General features: G+C 59.0%; 18 protein-coding genes and 2 pseudogenes. 10 read left to right on the forward strand and 10 right to left on the reverse strand.

What is annotated here, in order from left to right; translation table 11 throughout:
* Positions 1–121 precede the first annotated feature (121 nt).
* Positions 122–388 (forward strand): hypothetical protein, encoded by a 267-nt coding sequence (locus ACV229_RS26665; protein ID WP_448086103.1) that lies wholly within the window; start codon positions 122–124, stop codon positions 386–388.
* 54 nt (positions 389–442) lie between these two features.
* Here the strand turns inward: ACV229_RS26665 and ACV229_RS26670 are convergent, their stop codons facing one another.
* Complete coding sequence (locus ACV229_RS26670; RefSeq protein ID WP_448086104.1) at positions 443–772, reverse strand: hypothetical protein; 330 nt, start codon at positions 770–772, stop codon at positions 443–445.
* A gap of 193 nt (positions 773–965) precedes the next feature.
* Between ACV229_RS26670 and ACV229_RS26675 the strand changes: the two genes are divergently transcribed.
* The 4 genes from ACV229_RS26675 (at position 966) to ACV229_RS26690 (ending at position 4,709) form a co-directional block, all read left to right on the forward strand.
* Positions 966–1,268, forward strand: coding sequence for a hypothetical protein (locus ACV229_RS26675; RefSeq protein ID WP_448086105.1), 303 nt, complete (start codon positions 966–968; stop codon positions 1,266–1,268).
* Positions 1,269–1,276: 8 nt separating this feature from the next.
* Entirely contained in the window at positions 1,277–1,894 is a 618-nt protein-coding gene (locus tag ACV229_RS26680; protein WP_448086106.1) for a recombinase family protein, read from the forward strand.
* 605 nt (positions 1,895–2,499) lie between these two features.
* Entirely contained in the window at positions 2,500–2,970 is a 471-nt protein-coding gene (locus ACV229_RS26685) for a hypothetical protein (RefSeq protein ID WP_448086107.1), read from the forward strand.
* A gap of 272 nt (positions 2,971–3,242) precedes the next feature.
* Positions 3,243–4,709, forward strand: coding sequence for a UvrD-helicase domain-containing protein (locus ACV229_RS26690; RefSeq protein WP_448086108.1), 1,467 nt, complete (start codon positions 3,243–3,245; stop codon positions 4,707–4,709).
* Positions 4,710–4,764: 55 nt separating this feature from the next.
* Here the strand turns inward: ACV229_RS26690 and ACV229_RS26695 are convergent, their stop codons facing one another.
* Together ACV229_RS26695 and ACV229_RS26700 are read right to left on the reverse strand one after the other, a co-directional pair.
* Positions 4,765–4,893, reverse strand: coding sequence for a hypothetical protein (locus ACV229_RS26695; RefSeq protein WP_448086109.1), 129 nt, complete (start codon positions 4,891–4,893; stop codon positions 4,765–4,767).
* A gap of 27 nt (positions 4,894–4,920) precedes the next feature.
* A complete protein-coding gene (locus ACV229_RS26700) occupies positions 4,921–5,568 on the reverse strand; it encodes a DUF3800 domain-containing protein (protein ID WP_448086110.1) in 648 nt (215 codons plus the stop codon).
* 570 nt (positions 5,569–6,138) lie between these two features.
* Here ACV229_RS26700 and ACV229_RS26705 point away from each other — a divergent pair.
* The 4 genes from ACV229_RS26705 to ACV229_RS26720 all read left to right on the forward strand — a co-directional run bounded on the left by ACV229_RS26705 (position 6,139) and on the right by ACV229_RS26720 (position 9,544).
* Positions 6,139–6,606 carry a hypothetical protein gene (locus tag ACV229_RS26705; RefSeq protein ID WP_448086111.1) on the forward strand — a complete coding sequence of 156 codons (468 nt, stop codon included), beginning with the start codon at positions 6,139–6,141 and terminating at the stop codon, positions 6,604–6,606.
* Positions 6,607–7,193: 587 nt separating this feature from the next.
* Complete coding sequence (locus ACV229_RS26710; RefSeq protein WP_448086112.1) at positions 7,194–8,246, forward strand: type IV toxin-antitoxin system AbiEi family antitoxin; 1,053 nt, start codon at positions 7,194–7,196, stop codon at positions 8,244–8,246.
* 135 nt (positions 8,247–8,381) lie between these two features.
* Positions 8,382–9,164, forward strand: coding sequence for a hypothetical protein (locus ACV229_RS26715; protein ID WP_448086113.1), 783 nt, complete (start codon positions 8,382–8,384; stop codon positions 9,162–9,164).
* A 197-nt stretch (positions 9,165–9,361) separates the two neighbouring features.
* Positions 9,362–9,544 (forward strand): hypothetical protein, encoded by a 183-nt coding sequence (locus tag ACV229_RS26720; protein WP_448086114.1) that lies wholly within the window; start codon positions 9,362–9,364, stop codon positions 9,542–9,544.
* A 136-nt stretch (positions 9,545–9,680) separates the two neighbouring features.
* Here ACV229_RS26720 and ACV229_RS26725 read toward each other — a convergent pair whose 3' ends face one another.
* The 4 genes from ACV229_RS26725 to ACV229_RS26740 form a co-directional block, all read right to left on the reverse strand.
* Positions 9,681–10,679 carry a tyrosine-type recombinase/integrase gene (locus ACV229_RS26725; protein ID WP_448086115.1) on the reverse strand — a complete coding sequence of 333 codons (999 nt, stop codon included), beginning with the start codon at positions 10,677–10,679 and terminating at the stop codon, positions 9,681–9,683.
* The gene (locus ACV229_RS26730) at positions 10,676–11,629 is read right to left on the reverse strand and encodes a tyrosine-type recombinase/integrase (protein WP_448086116.1); all 954 of its coding nucleotides are present in this window, start codon (positions 11,627–11,629) and stop codon (positions 10,676–10,678) included. The genes ACV229_RS26725 and ACV229_RS26730 overlap by 4 nt, the downstream gene beginning before the upstream one ends.
* Positions 11,626–12,609 carry a site-specific integrase gene (locus tag ACV229_RS26735; protein WP_448086117.1) on the reverse strand — a complete coding sequence of 328 codons (984 nt, stop codon included), beginning with the start codon at positions 12,607–12,609 and terminating at the stop codon, positions 11,626–11,628. The genes ACV229_RS26730 and ACV229_RS26735 overlap by 4 nt, the downstream gene beginning before the upstream one ends.
* A 148-nt stretch (positions 12,610–12,757) precedes the next feature.
* Complete coding sequence (locus tag ACV229_RS26740; protein WP_448086118.1) at positions 12,758–12,901, reverse strand: hypothetical protein; 144 nt, start codon at positions 12,899–12,901, stop codon at positions 12,758–12,760.
* Positions 12,902–13,283: 382 nt separating this feature from the next.
* On the opposite strand from ACV229_RS26740, the pseudogene ACV229_RS26745 reads away from it, so the two are divergent.
* Positions 13,284–13,573: pseudogene (locus ACV229_RS26745) on the forward strand (ISKra4-like element ISBugl3 family transposase); the annotation flags it as partial.
* A gap of 52 nt (positions 13,574–13,625) precedes the next feature.
* Here the strand turns inward: ACV229_RS26745 and ACV229_RS26750 are convergent.
* The 3 genes and pseudogenes from ACV229_RS26750 to ACV229_RS26760 form a co-directional block, all read right to left on the reverse strand.
* Positions 13,626–13,988: pseudogene (locus tag ACV229_RS26750) on the reverse strand (IS110 family transposase); the annotation flags it as partial.
* A 330-nt stretch (positions 13,989–14,318) separates the two neighbouring features.
* A complete protein-coding gene (locus ACV229_RS26755; RefSeq protein WP_448086119.1) occupies positions 14,319–15,959 on the reverse strand; it encodes a carboxylesterase/lipase family protein in 1,641 nt (546 codons plus the stop codon).
* Between the two features lie 222 nt (positions 15,960–16,181).
* Positions 16,182–17,297, reverse strand: coding sequence for an ABC transporter ATP-binding protein (locus tag ACV229_RS26760; protein WP_448086120.1), 1,116 nt, complete (start codon positions 17,295–17,297; stop codon positions 16,182–16,184).
* Positions 17,298–17,302: the final 5 nt, after the last annotated feature.

Below are 17,302 nucleotides of genomic sequence, written 5' to 3' on the forward strand. Positions count from 1 at the left end.
TCTTGACGAAGTGCTGAGGCGCGTTCGGATGCAGACGCCTGCTGAAGTGCATGCGGCTAGTCGAAAATGATCGGTACGCGGTCAGCGATGGCCCGCAGGGCAGGCACACCCACGGCGTGTCATGCAGTCGGTTCGTGCAGCCGTGGCTCTCAATGCCAACGGCGGCGCGCTCGATAGGCTGATTGCGTTGGTCGAGCGCGGCCCGCTCGCGGACGGCGACGTGCCTAGCAAGGCCGGGCGTAGCGCGCTGCTCGAATGGGGACTCGCGGTGCGCACCGTCGTCAATGGCGAGGAAGGCTATCAGGCTGCAACGATGGACGGCGTAGCGGCCTTCTGCGCGCTCTATGGTGCCGACACCCTTGGCGAGGCGATCAAGGCCCGCAAATGAGCCGGGGGTGAATCTATGTGACGGGTGCGATGCTGTTAGGTTGGCCCGTCGCTATCAATCGGCCTGCATGCCGATTTTCGAGCATGCCTCGCCGAACGCGGAGTGCGCGATCTCCGCCATCGGGCCGCCCCATAGCTCGGGGTGTTCGGACATGAAGTGATCGACAATAGCCTCCATCTGACTGTTGGTGACTTTCATTGCTCTTAGGCACGCCTCAAGGCGCGGATGATGCGTCGCAGTAAGTCCATCGAAGACGCCATCGAGATACTGCATTTTCCCAAGGCTACTGAATCCTCGAAATTCATTGCCATCCACAAACGTCAGGGTGGCCTGCGCTGCCACGGACGCAATTGCCAGCACCCCCGCCGCGAATATCTTCTTCATAGCTTCCCCGGTTCACGTGTTGGAATGATGGGCGCATTGTAGCGTTCTAATTTGGGCCAAGCCTCCCTAATGGCCAGTTTAGATCGCCCATAAAGGCCCGGCCAATTTGAGCCGGGCTTTTTATTTTTGGCTACGTGTGTCATAGTTGGCTGGTTTAGGTACCCCCTATTTGGCTAAACCACGGGGAACACCCATGCCGAAATACACCTATCGAGTTTCGCCGCGCACCGCTGACCTTGGCGGCGGCTATCACCTTCGCTTTTACGAGGATGACGTAGAGATGGGCGGCGGCGTCTACGCGGCTGACCCTAACGCTGCGCCCGAGGAGGGCATTGATTGGTGGAACGATCTCGCGGAGCACGAGCGCGCACATTGGCTCAAGCAGGCGGGCAGCGCACGGGCTGTAGATGCGTGGGGCGCGTTTCTGCGCGAGCAGGCACACGCTGAAGCCCTCGCCGATGGGTGGGCATGGGTCGCACGCAAGGGAGGCGTATGAGCGGCGTTATGAAGGTCGCGCGCATCTACCTGCGCGTCAGCACTGAGCAACAGGATATCGAGCGTCAGGAGGCCATCGCGCACAACGCCAAGGCGGCGGGCTACTACGTGGCGGGCGTCTATCGTGAGAAGGCGTCAGGCGCGCGCGTAGACCGTCCTGAGCTGCTGCGCATGATCGCCGACTTGCAACCGGGCGAGGTCGTCATCGCCGAGAAGATCGACCGTATCAGCCGCTTGCAGCTCGACGATGCCGAAAAGCTCGTCGCGTCGATCCGCGAGAAGGGCGCGCGGCTCGCCGTGCCCGGCATCGTCGATTTGACCGACCTTGCGGCGGACGCGCGCGGCGTCGCGAAGGTCGTTCTCGAGTCGGTGCAGGACATGCTGCTGAAGGTCGCGCTACAGGCGGCGCGTGACGACTATGAGGATCGGCGCGAGCGCCAGCGTCAGGGGATCGAGCTGGCGAAGCGTGACGGGCGCTATGTCGGCCGCAAGGCGGATGAGGCAGTGCATCGGCGCATCCTTGCCCTGCGCGCTGGCGGGCATAGCATCGCGGACACGGCACGGCTCGCCGGATGCAGTGCGAGTCAGGTGAAACGCATCACGGCGATGGCGCGCGATCCGAACTGAGAACCAGTCCCGGCCGGCAGCGTGCCGGCATATACGGAGCCGCGTTGGGTATTTGACAGACCGTCGTTTGTGCTAGAGTGAAAATGCGTTGATGAGCCGCCCGGCGCGAACCGGGCGACTGCGGGTTACACGGTCATCGCTACGATGATGTGTGCTACGGCAAGCCCGCTGTACAACAACGCGATCACGTAGTGCATATGTTTACCTCGTGTCGGTAGACAAAAATGCGGCCCGCCCAAAGTTTGCGAGACAGACGGCGGGCCGCTCCTTTTATAGGGATTCGTGCTGCAATCCCTATAATCAAAATCCTAATCCCATTCTTATTTTTTTCACGAACTCAGAGGCAGGAAATCGAGCAGTTCTGCCTCCCGACCTTCCTCGCGTAACGTGGTGGCTTGCCGGTGAGGCCCGCCAGAAGCGTATTGTCAACGTCGTGGCACACTTCCGTCATTGTGTCGATAGCGCCTTCGAGTTCGGATACACGCGCATCACCTTGGTCACCTTGTCGTCGACGATTGGCGACGCGCCGTCGAGCCTCGCGCCGAATGATCCCTTGCCGGCCGCGCTCGCATATACTGTATATCCGTACAGTTCGGAAAACGGATATGGGGCCGGTTTGGGAATACCAGTGGGAGTACACGGACCTCGACGACGGGAAGGTGAAAACGCTCCCGTATTGGCTCACGGATGCAGAGGCAGGCTATTCGACGACGCTTCTGCAGAATGACGCGCGCCGCCTCACCCATACGCGCCGCGAGCGCGTTGGCCCGCCTGAATGGCGCGCAATGGTCGCGGCGAAGCCGAGCGGCATCAAGCCCCTACCCGAATTCGATTCGCTGCAAGAAGACGAGCTTCGCGAGCTATGGCGGCGCGTGCCCGATCCTGACGCGCATCGGGCGATCCTCGAAATCGTCCACGCGCGGCGAGTTATGGGCGAGATTGAGAAGCTGGTCGCGGTGATCCGCGCGGAGTACGGAGACAAGCTGGTGGCGATCTACAAGCTGCGCAGCCTCGTCAAGGATGAGCGGCGATGCACTGGGGAAATCGGCGGGAAGCCAGACGCGGAAGTGGAATGAAGGCGCGGGCGCAAGGCCCGCGCGTTGAGAGTGGCCGGTGCTGCATTCTTTCCGGCTTTGTGGCCCAGAGTACGCCACGAATCGTACGGCCGCATGTCAGCCCGTGCATTCAGCCTCACGTCATGGCGAATGTAGCCTACGTAGGACGGTAAGCGGAGGAATGGAAGCATCGTGTTCGCCGATCGACCGGTCTTCCACGCTTCCAGTTTGGTTCGCGTTCGACGACGCGCTACACTATTCGTCCATTCCGCTCGCCCCCCTCGTTACTCGCCATGCCCCGTACGTTCAAGCCGACCGCGGAACAATACGCGATCGTCGACGCGGTCGCGCGTGGCGGCAACCTGAAAATCAAGGCCTATGCCGGCGCCGGCAAGACGTCGACGCTCCGGCTGGTCGCCGACCACCTCGCTGGCCAGCGCGGCAGCTATCTCGCATTCAACAGGGAAATCGCGGACCACGCGCGCAGGGGATTTCCGCCAAATGTCCGATCGCGCACGATGCACGCACACGCCTATGCATCCGTCACGTCGGCATTGCGCAACCGGATGAAGCTCCAGTTCGAATCGCCACATGAACTCGCGATCCGCTATCGGCTTGGCCCCGTACGCGTGCCCAACGTCAACGGCAAGCCCGTCGAACTCATGCCGTTCGAGATCGGCCAAATGATCGCCGAGGGTCTCGGCATGTTTTGTCGTTCGGCCCAGCTGCGTCCAGAGACTGCGCACATTCCTGTCGACGAAAAGATCGACGACAAGGCGGCTGCCTCGTTGCGCGAATGGTTGCTTCCCTATGTCGTCCGCCTGTGGGAGGAAAGCACCGATCCGCGAGGGCAAAGCGCCGTTACGCCCGATGTGTTGCTGAAAGTCTGGGCGCAAGCGGACCCGCGCATCGATGCGGACTTCATCCTGTTTGACGAGGCGCAGGATAGTGATGGTGTCATGCTGTCGGTGCTCGGCCGCCAGCACCACGCGCAGATCATCTACGTCGGCGATCCCTACCAGCAGATCTATGAGTGGCGCGGCGCGGTCAACGCGATGGCCCAGATCGCCGCCCCCGAGTGCGCGCTTACTGAATCGTTCCGCTTTGGGTCGACGTTGGCGGTGCTTGCCAGTCGCATTCTCGCTTTGCTGGGCGAATCGACACCCATTCGTGGTCAGCACAACATCGGCTCGATCTTGGTCGAGGATCCGAACCTCTCACCACCGGTCGATGCGGTCTTGTGCCGAAAGAATGTGACGGCGATCTGGCAGTTGGCCGCCGGACTCGAATCGGGTCATCGACCCGCGATCCGCATGAGTCCCGCCGAGATTGAAGCATACGCAGACGGCGCCGACCAATTGCTCGCCGGCCGACGAGCATTTCGCCCCGCCGCCTTTTCGTTGTTCGAGACGTGGAAGGACGCTCAATCGTTCGCCCGCAGCGCCGTGGGGAGCGACCTGCTGCCGATCGTCCAGATCGTCGATGAGTGCGGGACAGGCTATCTGCGCGCGCTAGCGCGACGTATCACGCCTGAGGACAACGCGGACTACGTGATCTCGACCGTCCACCGGTCGAAAGGGCTCGAGTGGAAACGGGTGAAGATCACGAACGATTTCCGCTTCAAGATGCTCGACGGACGCCTGGCGATGGACGACGACGAAATGCGATTGCTGTACGTGGCGGCGACACGTGCTCGCCATCTCCTCGATGTCTCGTCGTTACGCGACGAACTCGTGCGACTGCTAACCCAGCGCCGTTGAACCCTGGGCTGGGTTCGTCAGCTTCATCCACCCCGCCAGCCCCGTTCCTTAAGCGTCAATTCACCACGAAGGGCACCAGATAAGCCGCCCCGAGCCGATCGGCCCGCAGCGTCGACTTCGCAATGGGGTGCTCGTTCAGCACTGTTTCGAGATCGTGCAATCGCCGCAGAAGGTTGTCAATCAACGGGGCTAATGCTATGGCGATCGCGGCCTAGAAGAACAGCTGTCGTTGGCCGATATGCGGCAAGGCCACGCGGTAGGCGTCGCTGTTGCCGAATTCGTAGTGCGACCACACGATCCCAGCCATCACGTCGACAAACTGCAGAGGCAGGCAATCGCGGCTTTCCCAAGGCGTGGTGTGAAGCACGGTTTCGCCGACCGAGGCAAGCTCGGTGGCAAGGTAGTCGTGCAGGGCGTATTTTGACTCGACCTTGATCGAGCGTGCGTCTGGGATGAAGCATACGGAGTCGTGCCGGCTCATCAGATCGAGCAGCAGGCACTTCGTCATGTAGTTGTAGAGGCGGTTCGGATGCTGCCGGAACGGCCGGCCTACGCGTTCCTTGCGCACGGTGATTGCCGCAAAGGTGATGTCGGCGTTACGGACCCTGACCCCGGCGAGCGCATTCGCGAAGTGCACGCGCTCGCTGCTCTTCATGGCGACGGATTTCAGTTCGTTGCGCGCGTCACGGCCGCGCTTCTTGTACAGGCCACGCACCACCCGCTCAAGCGTTGCTTCCCGGCCGTCGGGAATGACGGCTGCGGCCAGTGTGAAAAAGCGGCTCGATCCGCCATTGCCATATGCCTGGTCAAGCTTCCAGCCCAGACATCCGCTCTCGTCTAGATAGATCGTGGCGCCCATAATGAAATAGCCTCCCGAGGGAGGCTATGAGAATTGGTGCAGTACCCGGACCTGACGTACTTGCCAGTACGCTTACGATTGACGACGCCGATTTGTCGCAGGCGACCCGGGCATATTTAAACTGCAGCGCCGCTACAAGTCACATTGTATGGGCATTAGAGCTGCCTAACAAGGTCCCGTCGGACAGGGACAGACCAAGGTGCGCCGCACGCAGTGACCGGAGTTCGGCGCGGGCCGCGCGCTCAATGCTAATTCCGCGTGCCGGCGCACGCACGCCGGCCGGCGATCAGACTGCCCACGCTCCCTCGATCTGCGACGCGGGCTTCCGCGCAGGATTTCTCTCGAGCAAGCCCCGACAGGTTCCGAATTGAGTTCCTTCCAGTCGTGCCGCGCGCCGTGGTCGACATCCTGTCGGATGGCTACGCTGGTTTGGGCGGTAGGTCACGTGGTTTTCGCAATTTAAGGGCTCGAACCTGTAAAAATAACCCTGATAAGTCGTATGATCAGGGTTACATTGAATGGGACAGAATCGGGGTAGGTATTCTAATACCCTGCCATTTCGGGGGGTGAGTGGACCATCTGGACAGCACCGCCGCACGCGAGCTCGCTGAGCGCGTGCGGATCGTCATCTACGCGGCGAAGCTGCCGCTCGAGCGCCTCGCGCGCGACGTCGATAAGCTCGACCGGTTTAGCGACAAATCGAGCCCGCTGTCGCCCCAGATGCGTTTGATCTGCGCGAACCCGTCGTTCACGCCCGCGTCGGCCGCGGTCATCGACGCGGTCGTCGCCGTCTGGGGTACCACATTGTTCGGCCAAGCGACTGGCCGACTGATGGTCGCGCTGCTGAGCGCCAACGGGCCGATCGGCACCGCGGAGATCATCGTGCGGCGCGTCGAGACCGGCCAAGCCCAGCAGCCGCGCCTGATCGAGACGGCGGCCGCGTTGCGCGCGGTGTTCGATGCTTTTCCCGACGTGTTCCTCGCCGAAGCGCGTGCGCTGCTGAGCGGCTTCACGCGTCCCCCAACCCACGGGTGCTAATGCTGACCGCGCGAAGCCCGCCTTCATGCCTCGCCGCCAGGCCCCGCCGCGTAACATCGTTGCGCATTGCGTCGCCTACTGCAAACGGACTTAGCGGTGGCCTGATCCTGCGATCTTTGTTCGGCGGTACTACCATGGTGACGACTAAGTTGCCAGCAAAAGCGACTAAACCGCTCGCAGCAACCGCCACGTGGTAGACCTGCCATCAGGGGCGAGTTGATACGTATCAATAAACAAAAGCAAATTCTCGACGTGCTCGGACGGTCCTACACTGAATTTTCCCGCCGCAGAGTCGGCCATAGGGCTCGGTGAGAAATATTAATTCAGACCCCATTAAAAATGCGCTAGTTACTATTATGTCAAATACGACAAACCCCGAAACACGCTCAACACCCGCCTTCGGCTACTAGCCGCGCCTTAGCTGTTATCCCTTCCTTGGCTGGTCAGCTAAACTAGCCGAATATGCTAAACTAACTGCAGAATAGCTTGCTTTGCTGGCCAGCAAAATCGCTCATATCATCTAAACCACCATGGACAATTCCGCTCAGAGTCAGCGTGCACACGCCCGCCTCGCATATGAGGCGCAGATGGCGGACGATCTTTGCACCGCACTTGCAGAAGCCACGGGCGGAGAAATCACTGACCGCAAAACCGAGCAACCAGTCGGCGGAGATCGACAACTCGACCTCCTCCTTACGCTTCTGGCCGATGGCGAGTCTATAGACATCGCCGTGGAAACGCTACGCCATGCCTACCCGCGCGATATTCGGGAGGCGGTGTGGCGACTGGATGAGTACAAGTCGGCTGAGCATACCCAGAACTTGATCAAGCTTGTTGCTGCTGAGAAGCTTAGTCCGGGGGCAAGAGAACTGCTGCGCAACCGCGGAATTGGCTACTTCGAACGGAACGGCAATCTGTATTTGCGGTGGCGTCAGTGGCTGGTTAACATTGAACGCCCCGCGGCGGCGTCGACCAAGAGGGAGGCGACTGCCCTTTTCACCGACTCTCGAGAGATGGTCGTGCATGCGTTACTCAAGTACAGAACGAAATGGCTCACCGGCGGCGAACTCGCGGAGATGTCAAAGACGTCTGCTTACACTTGCTCCGTGGTGCTGCAGGAGTTGGTGCGACGGGAATGGTGCGAGTCCAGCGGCAGCGGTCGCAAGCTTCGCCGACGCCTCACCAAACCGAGAGAGCTACTAGACGCTTGGGCGGAGCATTGGACACAACGCAAGGAGAATCGGACCCGATGGTACGTCTTCTCCGAGAACCCGAAATTGCTTCTTTTGCATTTAACGGCAAAGATTGAGAAGGCAGGGATCCCCTTCCCTTGGGCGTTCACAGGCACCGCCGCAGCAAACGTCTATGCGCCGTTACTTACAAACGTCGATACTGCAGAGATTATTGTTCCGCCGGGCCAAGCAAGCCAATTGGCAGACTTGATAAAACTCAAGCCGGCAGAGCAAGGCGCCAACGTGACCATAGTGGAACGCGACGGCGCGAGTTTGCTTTTCCGGGACGTTCACCCCGATTACCCGTCCTACTTCGCTAGCCCTTTCATCCTCTACCTGGATCTGCTCGACGGTCGAGGCAGGAACAAGGAACTGGCTCAACACGTACTCGAACGCTTGGACTTATAGATGGCCACTCGACCCAAACCACACACCTCCGCTGGATACTATCCCGATGTTACAGAGGCTTGCGAGCGTGCGCTGCTAACGCTTCTTGGGGCCTTCGGAAGCCTCAAGAACACTCTACGTCTCGTAGGCGGGCTGGTGCCGCGCTACCTTACGCCTGAAGCACCTCCGGACGTTCCCGCTCACGCCGGAACTTCCGACGTCGACGTCGTACTCAACCTCGAGGTGATCGCCCAAGGTGATGGCTATGCCGCGCTCGCGGATCAGCTCGCTGCCCGAGATTTTGAGCGTTTCGTGAACGCAGAGGGCAACGCGTCGTCGTGGCGATGGACGCGAAAGGTGGATGAGCACCTCTACGTGCTGGTTGAATTCCTTCGCGATGCGGGAGATGAACAACCCGGGAGGGCGGTGAGTGTCGATGGGGAGCGCGTATCGGCGCTGTCTATGAAATTCGCGGGCATCGTGCACGATTGGTTTAAGGAGCGGGAAGTCACAGGCCAGTTGCTCGATGGTGGAGGTAAATCCACAGAAGTGGTTCGGTTCGCCGATGTACCGGCCTTCGTTATTCTGAAGGCTTTAGCACTCGACGACCGACACGAAAACAAGGATGCCGCAGACCTCATCCACGTTCTGCGCTACGCGGGGACGATCGAGGAAATCGCCGACGAATTCGTGGCGCGGGCATGGACTCAGGCCCACCCAGGCGCGGTTGAGGCAGGCATTCATGCCCTCCGCCGCCGTTTCTGCGACGACGATGATACCGAGGGATATGAAAAGATCGGTCCGGTAGGTTATGCGCGCTTCCACTACGTCGGCGACGACGACGCGCTTGTGAGAGATCAACGCTATGCTGCGGGTCTCGTTCAATCGCTCCTTGATCACATCGCCGCCCGACTCAATGAAGGTGGCCCTGCAGCCTGAGAAGCACAACGAGTAATTACGGATTCCGTAGCACTCGAATATGCGCCGGTCATCGCACGAGGCAATAGGATGAGGGCGTAACGCTTCGTGGCATGATCGGCGTCGGGAAAAAACATGGCATTTATATCACGATGTGACATATTATGTAGGGAGATTCAAATAGTCGAGCCAACCCGCCTCGGCAACCAGGAGGCAACATGTTGATCAATAGCGATTTCAAGATTGCCTTTCTGATCGTGATCTTTGCGGTCCTTGGCGCCATGATCGGAGCGCTACTCACCGCGCTGCAGCTCGATCGTGGGCACACGGAACTGATCGCGGCCGCAATTGGTGCGCTCATCGGTGTCGCCGTGATAGAAGCGGTTCCGCTACTCACCTGACGAACAGGCGGGGCGGCCGGGATAAGCGCTTATGCGCTGCAGCGCATAAGCGCTTTTAGGCACAGTTCCCGGTTATGCCCAGCTCGTCGATCGGTGTCCGCCAGCTTTGGATCGCCGGCGACGAGACTGTAGATAATCAGAGCTGTTGCAGGAAGGCAAGCACGCTATCGGAAGGCTTGAACCGGAACGAGGCGGCTTCCGCTGGCGCCAGTTTCTCGAGTGCTCGCTGCTTCGTCGCCAGATCAGCGTCGATGTAGACGTGAGTCGTTTCGATGCTCTCGTGCCCGAGCCAGAGAGCGATGAGACTGATGTCGACGCCGGATTGCAGCAGATGCATGGCCGTCGTGTGGCGCACGACATGCGGCGAAATGCGTTTGCCAATCAGGCTCGGGCATTTCAAGCCAGCCTGATTGACGGCCTGCTGGAGGATGTAATCGACGCCGTTGCGCGACAGTTGCCGGCCGCGATGACTGGGAAACGCGATCGGCGTGCGAGTGCTCTCCAGTTCATGGAACCACGTCTTCAATACCTGGGCCGTGATTGACCACAACGGGATGCTTCGTTCCTTGCGGCCCTTGCCCATCAGGTTGATCAGCGTGCTGCCGCTGAACTGGACCTGCTCTTGTCGGAGCGCGGTGATTTCGGAAACGCGCGCTCCGGTGTTGTACATCGTCAGCAGCAGCGCGTAGTCGCGACGACCGCGCCATAGGGATCGGTCGGGTGCTGCAAGCAGCGCATCGATTTCGACGCGGGTGAGCGCCTGCACCAGCAGTCGATCGGTCCGCTTCAACGGAATCGCAAGTACGCGCGTAGCCAAGCCCACTGACTCCGGGTCGCACAGCGCGACCCATCGAAAGAAGCTATGAATCGCTGCCAGCCTGGCGTTGCGCGATCGCACCGCATTGCGCCGCTCGACTTCCAGGTAGTCAAGAAACGACAGGATCAGGGGCGCGTCCAGCGCGGCCAGGTGCAGTGACGAAGGTTCAATGTGCGTTTCGTTCCAGACGAACTGGAGCAAGAGACGGAACGTGTCTCGATAGCTCGATACCGTTCTCGGGCTGACATGCTTATGGGCGAGCAGGTGTTCGACGAAGAAGCCCTGCAGCAACGGGCCGATCATGGTGGTGGCCTTCATGACTTCTCTCCCAGACTTGCATACTGCCGGAACGTCGCCGACGCAGTAGTCAGCAGTGCCGGCGTCGCGGTCAGGTACCAGTACGTTTCCACGGGGCTGACATGCCCGAGATAGACGGACAGATTCGGTATCCATTGCTGAACTGGTGCACCCTCCAGGCACCATTGCGTCAGACGCTCGACGGCGAAGGTATGGCGCAGGCTGTGCAGCGTCGGCGACCTGGTGCCCGAAGACGGCACCATGCCGAGCCGGTAAGCCGTGCGCGTGAACCAGTTCGCGAAGAATCCGTAGCTGATCGCCGTTCCGATCTCGGACATGAAGAACAGATCCGTTAGCCCGGCGTAGCCGAGCTTCTGGCGCAGCAGCAGATAGGCCTTCAACTTCTCGGAGGTCGTCGGGTGCAGGGGCACGATTCTCGACTTCCGAAACTTGGTCTCGAGGATCGAGATCCTCGGCGGATTGGCGTCAAGCAGCACGTCGTCGACCGTCAATCGGATGGCCTCGCCCGCCCGGATACCGGTGCTGGCCAGCAGGCCAATCATCGATACGTACACGTGCGGTCGCAATCTGCGACGAGGCCGCATTGCCGCGGCGGCATCCAGAAGGCGGGCGAGCTCCTCCTGAGTGAAGATGTAGGGCCTACGCCGTCGCGGTCGCGCAAGCAATCCGCTTCCGGGAACCTGCGTTTCCGGAACGCTCGCGCGCAGGAAGTACAAAAACCGCCGGGCCGTAGAAAGACGACTTGCCTGCCCGGCTGGACTGCGGACGGATGATGGCCCGCACGCCCAGTCAACCGCAAGCTGCGCGTCGATCGGCCACCTGTCGGCGACGATCGCATACTCAACGAAGCTTCTCAGCACTGCCTTTCTGGCCGCATCGTTGAAGCCGAGCGCCTCCCGAACGGCAAGATAGGCATCAAGGTGGTCGCGTAACTCTGGATGCCCGTTCATGACCGTACTCCCGGCCACGGCAAGGCGACGTGCGCGAGCGTTGCGAGATCGAGCTTCGCATAGATCGCCGTCGTCGCCAGCGAGGCATGTCCCAGCACGTCGGCGACTTCCTTGAAAGTTGCGCCTCGGCATACCATCTGCGTGGCCGCCGTGTGACGCAGCGCATGTGCCGCGGCCGGGATACCCGTTACGCCGGCACGAGTCATCGCTTGGCGGACCGTTCTCGAGACGACCGACGAGTCGAGAATCGGCCCGTACGGTTCCCGCGTACTCAGGAAGACTGCTCTGCAAGCACTGGCGGGGCGTTCGTGTTGAAGATAGGCGCACAATGCTTCGCCGACCTCGCAAGGCAACGGCAGTCGCCGTTCGCGGTGAGACTTTACAGGACGAATGCGCACGCAGCCCTCGACCCAGTCGATATCGTCGAGCATCAAATGTGTGAGCTCGCAGGCCCGTACACCCATTCTCGCCAGGGCCAGCAACATCGCCCGATTGCGCAACTCGTGGGCGCCTCCGTCGAGCGCTGCTCCGAGCACGCGCTCGGTCTCCTCTGCGGTGAGACGGACCGGCAGAGAGGCGTACTTCCACTGGGGAATCGAGGGAATCGCAGCTTCGAGCTCACCGCCCGCCATGCCGCAGAACACCAGATACCGGAGCCAGGCTCGCAGTGCAGTTCCTGGCTTCTTGCGCGAGTGTCCGTGAAGGCGTGCAGCCTCTTGGCGAACAAAGGTGGTGAGCCATTCCGCGCGCGGCACCCACTGGTCACGGGCGGTTGCCGGGCAGTACTCCGCCAGGAATCGCCGAACAAAGAAGCGGTATTGGCGACGTGACGCTGCTGCAAGCCCCACGACCTGCGAGAGATGGCGATCGAATTCGCCGACCCAGCTGTTCAGTTCATCGGGCAGTTCTGCCTGTGCTAAACGCTTGCCTTTACCTCGTGATCGGGGTACGGACGGAGTCGGAGACGGTGTGTTGTTCATGAGCTTCTCCCGTCGACCGGAATGGCCGATCGGGGAAGCTTGCTCCGATTATGCGAAGACGTTTCAGGCGTCGGCCGGCTCTGAGCGACACTCCACGGTCACCGCAGAACTCAACCCGTCGCGAGCTGGGCATAACCGGGAACTGTGCCTAATGGTAATTATGCGCTGCAGCGCATAACAGCGTCCCTTGTTCATCCCCCCGTACCGTGAGGTCCGCCAAGGTTGCGATGCCGTGCGCACGCAGGGTCGCAACGGCTCTTGCCGGCAACCACCTTCCAATGTCGTCGCTCATCTGGGGTGTCAGCACGCGTGCATGCCGCAGCACCTCGATCGCGTCGACAATGGCCCTCGCCCCCCGTAAACGCTCCCCGTCCTGATAGGTGAACGCGACGGTCAGATCCGACCGGCCTGCCGCCCGATCTTCACCAGCGGTCGGCGGATCCCGCCCACGATGCCGCGCACCGACCGCTCTGCTCCGACACGGTCCGGCAGGTAGCGTCCAACCGTTTTGCGAACGGGCGTGCCGGCGTACCGGGCGCGCAGCACCGCGAGTTCATCGCCGTCAGGGAAAGCGACCAGATCCGCTTCGTTCGCGGGTGTCGAGGTCAGTCGAGGACAGCAGCGTTTTCATACCCGCCAGTTTGGCGCAGACATCATGCTATAGGGGTAAGATCGCTTATCACGCGGCTAACCGCTTGCGCGCATTCCTGGAAAACAACCAACGGGACCTTGTCGACTATCAGCGAGCCCGTATGGAGGGACGCCGAGTATCGTCAGCGTCGGCGGAATCAGTGATGAATCACCTAATCAACCGACGACTATCAAAGCGACAACAGATGCGTTGGTCGATGAAGGCGCTCACTATTTGCTGCAGACTCGCGTCGAGTTGCTCGACGGCAGATTGGAGCACTGTTTCTTGAAGCGCTTTTCGCATTTCAGATCCCGCGAGGCCGTTCGATGCTGAACCGTATACTCCCCCACTTTTCGTCCACTCCCAGAAACTGTGAGCGCCAACACATGTCCTCACGCGCTCGAGTCAGATCGCGCACGGCCTCCTGTACTTCATCAGGAATCCATACCGGGCTCAATTCGCCGGCTCGATGCAGGCGCGCCAGACTCAGGGCATCGCGCCGGTCGGTCTTCACCCGTTCGCCCGGCTTCTTCGGAATCAGCGACGGCGCCACCACCTGGCAATCCTGCTTGAGCTCGCGCAGCTGTCGGCAAATTGTGTAGCCGCAGGGTCCGGCTTCGTAGCAGAACGCCAGCCGCCCCGTGCCGCGCTTGAGGCGTGCCACCACTTTCGCGATAGCCTCGGGTGTGTTCACGATCTCGCCTATATAACGGACCTCGCCGCCCGTGTCGGCGACCGCCACGGCAATCGTTTCCTAATGTACTTCCAGGCCCACGTACTTGCTAAACTTGTTCATGACCTGCCCCCTCAATGCGGCTCTGAGCCGCGGTGCAACCGACCTCAAGCTTAATCCGCGTACCTTGAGGTTCGGCAGGTCTATACATGATGTCTAGTGGGGTTTGAGAGGGAATATGCGGCGCACTGTGACGGACAACATTGTTGCTGACCATGACGCGATTTTAGTCCAAGCATACTTGCAAGGCGATCTAAACAAGGTCGCCCTGCAATTAATCCACCATTCACAAAATGCTATGTGTTTCGCGACATCGATATCTCGATAATTAATTAGTCATGTTAATCAATAGATCGCAAGTCGCGGCGAAGGTGGCACCGTGTACCAGTAATCACAATGATGGGCAGTCACCGCGTCGTAGTTGGGATTGATTGGATCAGCAAAGCTCATGACGTTGCGGGAAGTGGATGAAAAACTCGACCATGTGGGCAATCCAGCACCATTCGGGTCACCATTCTTAGCAAAGTTCCCGAGATATGTCATCATATTTTTGGAAATGTTCGCTCGTGAGACCGTCAAGTCTGATGCAGGAATGATGCCCCACCACGAGGCCAAATCGGAAGAGTGATAATCACCCCACGGGCCCATCGTTGGGTAAATCGCCGGCGGATATCCAGTCGAGTCTGGCACGAAATTGCTAGGACTATCTTCGTCAAACTCATAGACAAATACCTTTGAACCAGAGTTAGCTATGTAGCCCGCATCTTGCATCGTGGCACAAATAAAACGACTGTCAGTGTAGGCTGCCGCGAATGCGCGACCTGGACTAAAGTAATTTGCCGCGGGATAAAGCGACAATACCTGAGCAGACGGTGCGAGAAGGATCGATTCGATTGTAGATCCATAGTCCGCCATTGTAATTGGATTATGCAACTTGTCAAAACCTGAGGCAACTGCGATTGTCCCTTCATCATGCACCGAACCATCCATGAATGGAACCTTGTTGAATCGTCCACCGGAAAACGCAGTGGTTGTACTTTCATTGAGCACGTAGTTATCAATAACCGGATTCCAAGCGCCACCTCCCGAAGACACAGTTCCCGGTGTTGCCTTTATCAGTGTCGACACAGGCAATGATCGGAGACATTTTGCAGCATCCGATCCTGTCCCGGAACATCCAAGGGATGCAGAGGTAGCGACGCCGTTTGCCTCTGCCGTCTGCAGTGTTGGGTCAAGCCGTACGTAGTCGGCACTAAACGCTGCGGCTTTATCAAACAAGCTTGACGCCAGAGGCGACGCCAGTTGCGTCATCACGGATGTGCCCCCTGCCGACTGGCCGAAGATCGTCACGTTAGCTTTGTCTCCCCCAAAAGCCGATATGTTGCTTCGAACCCATTGCAATGCTTGTTGCTGATCGAGGATTCCGTAATTTCCAGAATGACCGTTGGCTTCCGCAGATAGAGCTGGATGAGCAAGGAATCCGAAAGCGCGGAGCCTATAGTTTAACGTAACAACGATGACATTTTGTTGGGCAGCCAAAGCACTACCGTCATATCCCGAGCCAGAACCGTTATTGAATCCGCCACCATAAAACCATACCAAGACCGGGAGCTTCGCGTCTGCCGAAGCGTTAGATGGCTTATACAAGTTTAGATATAAGCAATCTTCAGATCCGACCACGGCTGTAGCCGAGCCTTGTATGCATTTCGACTTTGCATGGGTGGCATCATAAATTCCTTGCCATTTCTCTGCAGGAACAGGCGCCTTGAACCGGAGGTCTCCAACAGGTGGCTGCGCGTATGGGATTCCCATAAAGGTTACCGTGTCGGCGTTAGCTGCACCTTTCACGAAACCAAGTTGTGTACCTACAATCGTTGGGTCCGAAGTCGGCCCTGATCCCCCGCATCCTGCAATAGTGGCTGACATCAAAATTGCTAGGACTACGGATGATTCTACTCGGAAATCAAATACCAGTTTGCGAACCATGTTCTCCTCCTAAGAAAAGTATTCTTTGGGCGGCGATTACGTCGTCTCCTCTCCGCACCAAAACCGCTTCAAATAGCCAACAAAAGGAAAATCATTTTTATTCATTTCATACCTGATATGCATCGATAATAGATGTATTTTATATTCAGGCGCTCTAAGCGCATTCACAGCATTAGACTCTTCGTGATTCTAATTTTGTATTTTATTGTCAATAATCAATAATCAAGCAACACGCATTTCAGACTCCCGGTCGAACAGGACAGATTTGGAAACATCAAACAGAAGGTCCATTTTCGAAAGTGGCATCGGATTCGCCGCCGGATGCACGCGACTGATGACGCGCTTTCCATTGACCTGGCTGAACACCAATGTATCTGGCCCCGTCGGCTCCACGACGTCGACGCTTACCGACACGCGTTGAAGATTCTCCGCGCGTTCATGTGCATTGCGAACATCCGTAATCCGCTCCGGCCGCAAGCCCAGGATCACACCTTTACCCAGGGAACTGCGCAGCGCCTCTTGCCTGAAGGGCAAAGTGAGGACCCCTCTGTCGATGCCGGTTTCGTATTCAATTCCCACCCCGCCACCTTGCTCGACGAGCTTGCCGGAAATGAAGTTCATCGGTGGTGCACCGATGAATCCGGCTACGAACATGTTTGCCGGCGAGTCGTAAATCTGCTGCGGCGTACCGAATTGCTGAACAACGCCATCCTTCAGCACCGCAATACGATCGCCAAGTGTCATTGCCTCGATCTGATCGTGCGTCACATAAACGATCGTCGTACCCATGCGCTGGTGCATCATCTTGATTTCCGAACGCATTTCGATTCGCAATTTCGCGTCAAGGTTTGACAAGGGCTCGTCGAACAGGAAGAGCGACGGATCGCGTGCGAGCGCCCTGCCCATCGCAACGCGCTGCCGCTGACCACCTGAGAGTTGACCGGGCTTGCGGTCAAAAAGGTGCTCGATTTGCAGCATCGAGCCCACCCGTTCGACGATCTGTTTCTGTTCCGATTTCGGAACCTTCCGGATGTTCAGGCCGAACGAAATGTTTTCGCGCACTGTCATCGACGGATAGAGCGCGTACGACTGGAACACCATCGCGATGTCCCGATCCTTCGGCGGGAGATCGTTGACCCGCCTTCCGCCGATCAGCACATCTCCGCTTGTGACGGTTTCGAGACCCGCGATCATGTTCAGCAACGTCGACTTCCCGCAGCCGGATCCACCGACCAGAATCAGAAATTCGCCGTCGGCGATATCGATATTCACACCCTTTAGTACAGGGACACCGTTCGCGTAGTTCTTGCAAACGTTCTGGATATTTAGACTTGCCATTGCTC

The sequence above is a fragment of the Burkholderia sp. MR1-5-21 genome, from assembly GCF_053427715.1.

Bases quoted from the DNA above. Each gene is read 5' to 3' on its own strand.
- ACV229_RS26665 (WP_448086103.1), top strand. From the start codon at position 122: ATGCAGTCGGTTCGTGCAGCCGTGGCTCTCAATGCCAACGGCGGCGCG.
- ACV229_RS26670 (WP_448086104.1), bottom strand. From the start codon at position 772: ATGAAGAAGATATTCGCGGCGGGGGTGCTGGCAATTGCGTCCGTGGCA.
- ACV229_RS26675 (WP_448086105.1), top strand. From the start codon at position 966: ATGCCGAAATACACCTATCGAGTTTCGCCGCGCACCGCTGACCTTGGC.
- ACV229_RS26680 (WP_448086106.1), top strand. From the start codon at position 1,277: ATGAAGGTCGCGCGCATCTACCTGCGCGTCAGCACTGAGCAACAGGAT.
- ACV229_RS26685 (WP_448086107.1), top strand. From the start codon at position 2,500: ATGGGGCCGGTTTGGGAATACCAGTGGGAGTACACGGACCTCGACGAC.
- ACV229_RS26690 (WP_448086108.1), top strand. From the start codon at position 3,243: ATGCCCCGTACGTTCAAGCCGACCGCGGAACAATACGCGATCGTCGAC.
- ACV229_RS26700 (WP_448086110.1), bottom strand. From the start codon at position 5,568: ATGGGCGCCACGATCTATCTAGACGAGAGCGGATGTCTGGGCTGGAAG.
- ACV229_RS26710 (WP_448086112.1), top strand. From the start codon at position 7,194: ATGGCGGACGATCTTTGCACCGCACTTGCAGAAGCCACGGGCGGAGAA.
- ACV229_RS26720 (WP_448086114.1), top strand. From the start codon at position 9,362: ATGTTGATCAATAGCGATTTCAAGATTGCCTTTCTGATCGTGATCTTT.
- ACV229_RS26725 (WP_448086115.1), bottom strand. From the start codon at position 10,679: ATGAAGGCCACCACCATGATCGGCCCGTTGCTGCAGGGCTTCTTCGTC.
- ACV229_RS26730 (WP_448086116.1), bottom strand. From the start codon at position 11,629: ATGAACGGGCATCCAGAGTTACGCGACCACCTTGATGCCTATCTTGCC.
- ACV229_RS26735 (WP_448086117.1), bottom strand. From the start codon at position 12,609: ATGAACAACACACCGTCTCCGACTCCGTCCGTACCCCGATCACGAGGT.
- ACV229_RS26740 (WP_448086118.1), bottom strand. From the start codon at position 12,901: ATGAGCGACGACATTGGAAGGTGGTTGCCGGCAAGAGCCGTTGCGACC.
- ACV229_RS26755 (WP_448086119.1), bottom strand. From the start codon at position 15,959: ATGGTTCGCAAACTGGTATTTGATTTCCGAGTAGAATCATCCGTAGTC.
- ACV229_RS26760 (WP_448086120.1), bottom strand. From the start codon at position 17,297: ATGGCAAGTCTAAATATCCAGAACGTTTGCAAGAACTACGCGAACGGT.